Source organism: Escherichia sp. KCJ4928, from assembly GCF_004352695.1.
Lineage (GTDB): Bacteria > Pseudomonadota > Gammaproteobacteria > Enterobacterales > Enterobacteriaceae > ECMA0423.
Window position 1 is genome coordinate 1 of record NZ_SJWV01000240.1, and the last position, 4,824, is coordinate 4,824.

5 protein-coding genes and 1 pseudogene are annotated in these 4,824 nt (G+C 39.9%); 1 reads left to right on the plus strand and 5 read right to left on the minus strand.

The annotated features are described in order from the left end of the window. Positions 1-102 precede the first annotated feature (102 nt). The 3 genes from ydfK to E0D98_RS21365 form a co-directional block, all read right to left on the minus strand. The gene (gene ydfK / locus E0D98_RS21355) at positions 103-336 is read right to left on the minus strand and encodes a cold shock protein YdfK (RefSeq protein ID WP_000836763.1); all 234 of its coding nucleotides are present in this window, start codon (positions 334-336) and stop codon (positions 103-105) included. A gap of 68 nt (positions 337-404) precedes the next feature. After that, complete coding sequence (locus E0D98_RS21360; protein ID WP_120795384.1) at positions 405-518, minus strand: YnaM/YnfT family protein; 114 nt, start codon at positions 516-518, stop codon at positions 405-407. 365 nt (positions 519-883) lie between these two features. Continuing rightward, on the minus strand, positions 884-1,552 hold the full coding sequence (locus tag E0D98_RS21365) for a class I SAM-dependent methyltransferase (protein ID WP_000239881.1): 669 nt from the start codon (positions 1,550-1,552) through the stop codon (positions 884-886). A gap of 149 nt (positions 1,553-1,701) precedes the next feature. On the opposite strand from E0D98_RS21365, the pseudogene E0D98_RS28045 reads away from it, so the two are divergent. Further along, positions 1,702-1,914, plus strand: a pseudogene (locus E0D98_RS28045) (tail fiber assembly protein); the annotation flags it as partial. A gap of 183 nt (positions 1,915-2,097) precedes the next feature. Here the strand turns inward: E0D98_RS28045 and E0D98_RS21375 are convergent. Continuing rightward, on the minus strand, positions 2,098-3,582 hold the full coding sequence (locus E0D98_RS21375; RefSeq protein WP_050877078.1) for an alpha/beta hydrolase: 1,485 nt from the start codon (positions 3,580-3,582) through the stop codon (positions 2,098-2,100). A 186-nt stretch (positions 3,583-3,768) separates the two neighbouring features. Beyond that, positions 3,769-4,722, minus strand: a complete 954-nt coding sequence (gene ompT / locus E0D98_RS21380; protein WP_001201825.1) for an omptin family outer membrane protease OmpT — start codon at positions 4,720-4,722, stop codon at positions 3,769-3,771. Positions 4,723-4,824 lie beyond the last annotated feature (102 nt).

Sequence of the window (4,824 nt, forward strand, 5' to 3'; positions counted from 1 at the left end):
TGTTGCGTGTTATTTTAACCAGATTTCAAGTTGTTTGGTCGTGGAAAAGTGGAGCAAAATGTTGTTAAAGTGGAAAAATGATAAAAAATTAAGTTTATTATATTACATTTTACCATTTAAATTTTTGTTGTCTTTAAGAACTGATATCGCTGTTTGTAATAATTCTTTGTTATCCAGCCATGACTTTTTCTTTATGTTTCCTTCAATGTAATCAAGCAATGTTCTGGTATTGATAGGTCTTCCCTGTTTTGCTACTTCCATTACAGCATCCCCTAGGATAATTCTTACTTCAGGAAGCTGCGCAGGGAACCACTTTAGGGTGTCTTTTGATTTCATGAAGATATTCCTTAAAATATTATTGATTTTCATTGCGATATTGTATGTCTGATTCAGTATATGTTGACTTATACATCGGTTTTGTCTGGGTTATTGGATATGCCAATCCCTAATTTTATTAGAGCATGACTAAAAATGCTGAATATGATAAGGAGCGAAGTGATTATCAGTATGCTGTTCATATAGCCTCGAATTAGTAATGTGTTATATATGATATAGTTGACAATTTTTATCCTGGGGGTTCTTAAAGTTCGTAGATAAACATTGTCGTTTCAGGTATACAGGAATGCTAACAGGTGGCAGCAAAAATCAGGCGGTTTATGGCGCAAGCTGAAGTGGCAACTGCAAACTATCTTATGCAGAGACTCTACACGGATTGGGTTTAAAAGTATACATAGATAACAGTTTTTATCTGAAGAAGAAAAATATCAAGGTGATATAGCCTATATGCCTATGATGCGGAGGAATGAATGTGATGGGAGTGATGTATCTGAATAGTTGAAAAACCGCAGACACGCCTTAAGCAAGAACGTGCTGCGGTTGGATGCTATTTTTTCCCTGAAGCGGAAAACATTACTACAGTACCTTGAACCTTGGTTTTAACATTCTCGAAATGCTCTGAGAGTATATGTGTTAAGCCTTCTTCGGAATCTTTTGTGTTTGAAAAGATGCCTTTCTGATTGTAAATGCGCATCAGTTTTTGACCGAAGCTATTGTGCACAACTCCATCGCCAAGAATTGTGGCTCCGTATAGAGTTCCATCGTCAGTTAAGGCCTGCGCCGCATTGCGTATTACACAGCTTTTTGTAGATATATTTCCAGGCAGGCAGTGAAGAAGGTAAAACATGGAAATGGAATCAAATTGACCATGTAACGCCGCGGGATAAGGTTCAAAAACATCATGGCTAATTTTATGTTTAATTTTTGATTCCCCAGCCCTTGTAGATGCCGCGTTCAGGCTAGCTTCGTTCAAATCCATTAAAGATATCAGACTACTCTCAGGTACGTGAGTAAGGTAAAACCCAGTTCCAACACCAATATCCAGATGGTTGTTACCTAAATGTTCCAGAAAGTGTGGAAGAAGGTGTTCCTTTGTAGGACATCCCCATGCAAGCCGATTTGATACTCCCAAAACCCACCAGTCATAAAGCTTTAGGGTAAGTGGTGTGTAAATTTTAGCCCCATCATCTGTGTTTTTTTTCATTAATTTCACCATGTTATAGTTTTATTTGTGAATTAAATCAATTATGGCGATGAATTACAAGGGGTTAAATGCTGCCGCAGCATAGCGATATTGAAATAGCCTGGTATGCTTCGATACAACAGGAGCCGAATGGCTGGAAGACCGTCACCACACAGTTCTACATCCAGGAATTCAGTGAGGATATTGCGCCACTGCAGGATGCTGTAGATCTGGAAATCGCAACGGAGGAAGAAAGATCGTTGCTGGAGGCATGGAATAAATATCGGGTATTGTTGAATCGAGTTGATACATCAGTAGCTCTGGGTATGAAGCTGTTTGTAACTCATGTTACAGTAACAGTCATTACTATCTCGAAGGTGCAAAATGTATATTGATTTGATATTTTATAAATTTACTTCGAATCTGGCACGTCAACTTTTGATTAAAGTAATATCAGTTTTCGGCGAAAAAAGGACCGTGTACATGAGACGATTTCATACAATAATAACAAAAATATGAATATGCTCCCAATGCAATATATGTTTTGCATTGGGAGCAAATAGCGGAATATTTTGAAATTATTGTATTTCTGCTTCAGAATTTCCTGGGCAGTATATATTTTCTATTTTTTGTGGAGTGATCAGGTGATGTACAACTGCTTTATCTACACATAAATTAACTCCGGTGAGAGCTAATGTATGCCCATCACCATTTATTGTTAGTAACGGGCTGGAAAATTTCTCTGCCATCTTACGGGCATTAATCCAGGGCGTTGTTGGGTCGTATTTGTGTGCTATAAACAGTAAACCAGAGGGCAGAACAGTATTTTTCAGGCGAGTTTTGTTCAGGTCGCTATGTATTGGCCATAATTCACAAAAATCAGGTGAATCGGAACGTCCATTGTCAAAGTTAATAGCCGGGAAGGCATTCGCAAGAGCGTCTTTTCGGGATTTTCGCTCTTCTGGTGTTAATTGCTCATCCCCCTGATCTACACAGAGGATTACCCCCGAAGCATCGCTTGACTCTTCTGAGGCTATCGGAGCACTGAGCGCAGTTTCAATTTCATTACTGACAATCCCCTGAGAGAACTGGCGTATGGCAGTTGCAAGGGTTGGCCATGATGAACGCCATAGCAGAAGGTCTGTTGTTAATGATATGAGTTCATCTGAAGATATATATTCTCTCTTACTGTCTAATAAAGGTTTGTGATGTAATTTTGATAATAGCTCATGGAACTGAGTTATTGCCTTATCTCTGTCTGAAGAAAGCGGGCAACTTTTTGTACGCGCACACCAGGATGCAAAGCGATCAAACGTTTCCTGATAACTCTGTGCCTGTTTGAGTTGCCATGTGAAGTTGTCCTCCAGGTCATCGATATCGACGACTCCATCAAGAACGATAGATCTTACGTTGTAGGGAAAACGTTCTGCATATAAGGCTGCAATTTGAGTTCCATACGAATACGCCACGGCTGTCAGTTGTTTATCCCCCAAGGCTTGCCTAATACGATCAATATCGTATACAGCCTCGTTAGAGCCGATATGGCGAATGACTTCGGCTCCGGTATTATGGATACAGGCATTAATTTTATTTAATACTTGTTGCTTTTCGGTTATGTTTTCCTGAGTCTCTGTATCTGATTGCCGGCAGTTTATTGTCGGAGTGGACTGTCCGACGCCTCGAGGATCAAATCCAATAATATCCCATGACTCACGAAGATTTGTGACTGGCCAGTCAAAGTTAATATAAGGATTTATGCCTGGTAACCCGGGACCACCACTTATTATCAGGATACTTCCTTTATGCTTGCTTTTTGCCGGCAATTTTGTCAACGCTAGTTTGACTTGTGATTTTTTTTCATAAGAAGCATCTCCGCCTGTGTCTGTATATTTTAATGGAACAGACAAATAACCACATAGTAAGTCAGGAGACGGTTTTTCCTCACCAAACCAGTGGTTGAATTGACTGGCCATACAGGATTGCCACTGTATCTGCTGGGCAGATACGGTTACTGGTAGAAGTAACGTTAAAACAACTTTGAAATGAGTAATTATTTTTCGCATTGTGTCTCTGAATATCGGAATAAAGATAAGATTTGAATATATTGAGGTCTTGTGTTGCGGTAAGAGATTACACGTTATGACATAGGTTAAATGCTTACAAAATTAGTGGATATTGCCTACTTGTAACTGTAAACAAATTCCCCGGGGTTATACAATACCACCGGGGAGAAAATCTGGTTAACTTCGTTAAAAGGTGTACTTAAGACCAGCAGTAGTGATGAAGTTATAGTTTTCTATGCCTGCACCATTTTTGCTGTAGTCTGAAGTGTTATCATTGTGATCATAAAGTGAAGTATTACCTTTTTTATTCGTAACCCGATTCCATGCGCCTTCAACATAAACTTTTGCGTTAGGTGTTACGTAATAACCTGCATTGACTGCAACAGAATAGTAATTTTGGTCTTTGACTTTACTGCGATAAGTGATTCTTTTTCCTGGGTCATAGTGCTCATCGTTATCAGATGCTTCCACCCAGCCGCTGTATTTAAATGTGCCACCTAGCTCAAAATCTTCATAACGATAACTTCCAGTCAAGCCAATGTAGGGCATTTTAAAACGTTGTTTGTAGCCGATTGCTCTTTCTCCATTCGGGAAGGAGCCGATATCATCTCTGAATCCCTCCTCAGAACTGTAGATATAGGAACCACCTCTGGCTGTAAAGCTATAACGGCTTTCCTGATATCCGGCCATGAGTCCCAGGCGGTAATTGGGTTCGTTGAGGAGCCAGCCTTTGATATTCAGATCAAATTCGTTGGCATAATTGAGTTGTGTATCAGGGTGCCTACTTTCATCTGTCCAGGTTCCGGGGTTACTGGAATCCATCCAGTCCTGATCGACCATATTGCCACCTCGGCTGCCGAGAGTAGTCCAGCCCGCAGCCCCAATAGATATCTGGGGCATCAAATCCCAATTAATTGCACCTTTAATAATTGCAGCGTTATTGAATTTCCAGTCGAGTTGACTGACTTTTCGGCCTCCTTCTTCAGCTAGATAAACGCGCTCTTTTGTTTTTCCGCTCAGAGTTCCAAGACTAATGTCCGCATTTATGTTGTCAGGAGTAAACGAAATAGTCTCGGTAGAAGCAAAAGAGCTGATCGCAATAGGGGTTGTCAGAACTATTCCCAGAAGTTTCGCCCGCATAAAAGTTCTCCATTCAATCGTTTTAATGATTGAATATGTATTTTTTATATCTAACTTAATGAGTCAATCACATATTGCTCCACTGTTTATATTTTGTTTAGT

Bases quoted from the DNA above. Each gene is read 5' to 3' on its own strand.
- E0D98_RS21365 (WP_000239881.1), bottom strand. From the start codon at position 1,552: ATGGTGAAATTAATGAAAAAAAACACAGATGATGGGGCTAAAATTTAC.
- ompT (WP_001201825.1), bottom strand. From the start codon at position 4,722: ATGCGGGCGAAACTTCTGGGAATAGTTCTGACAACCCCTATTGCGATC.
- E0D98_RS21360 (WP_120795384.1), bottom strand. From the start codon at position 518: ATGAACAGCATACTGATAATCACTTCGCTCCTTATCATATTCAGCATT.
- E0D98_RS21375 (WP_050877078.1), bottom strand. From the start codon at position 3,582: ATGCGAAAAATAATTACTCATTTCAAAGTTGTTTTAACGTTACTTCTA.
- ydfK (WP_000836763.1), bottom strand. From the start codon at position 336: ATGAAATCAAAAGACACCCTAAAGTGGTTCCCTGCGCAGCTTCCTGAA.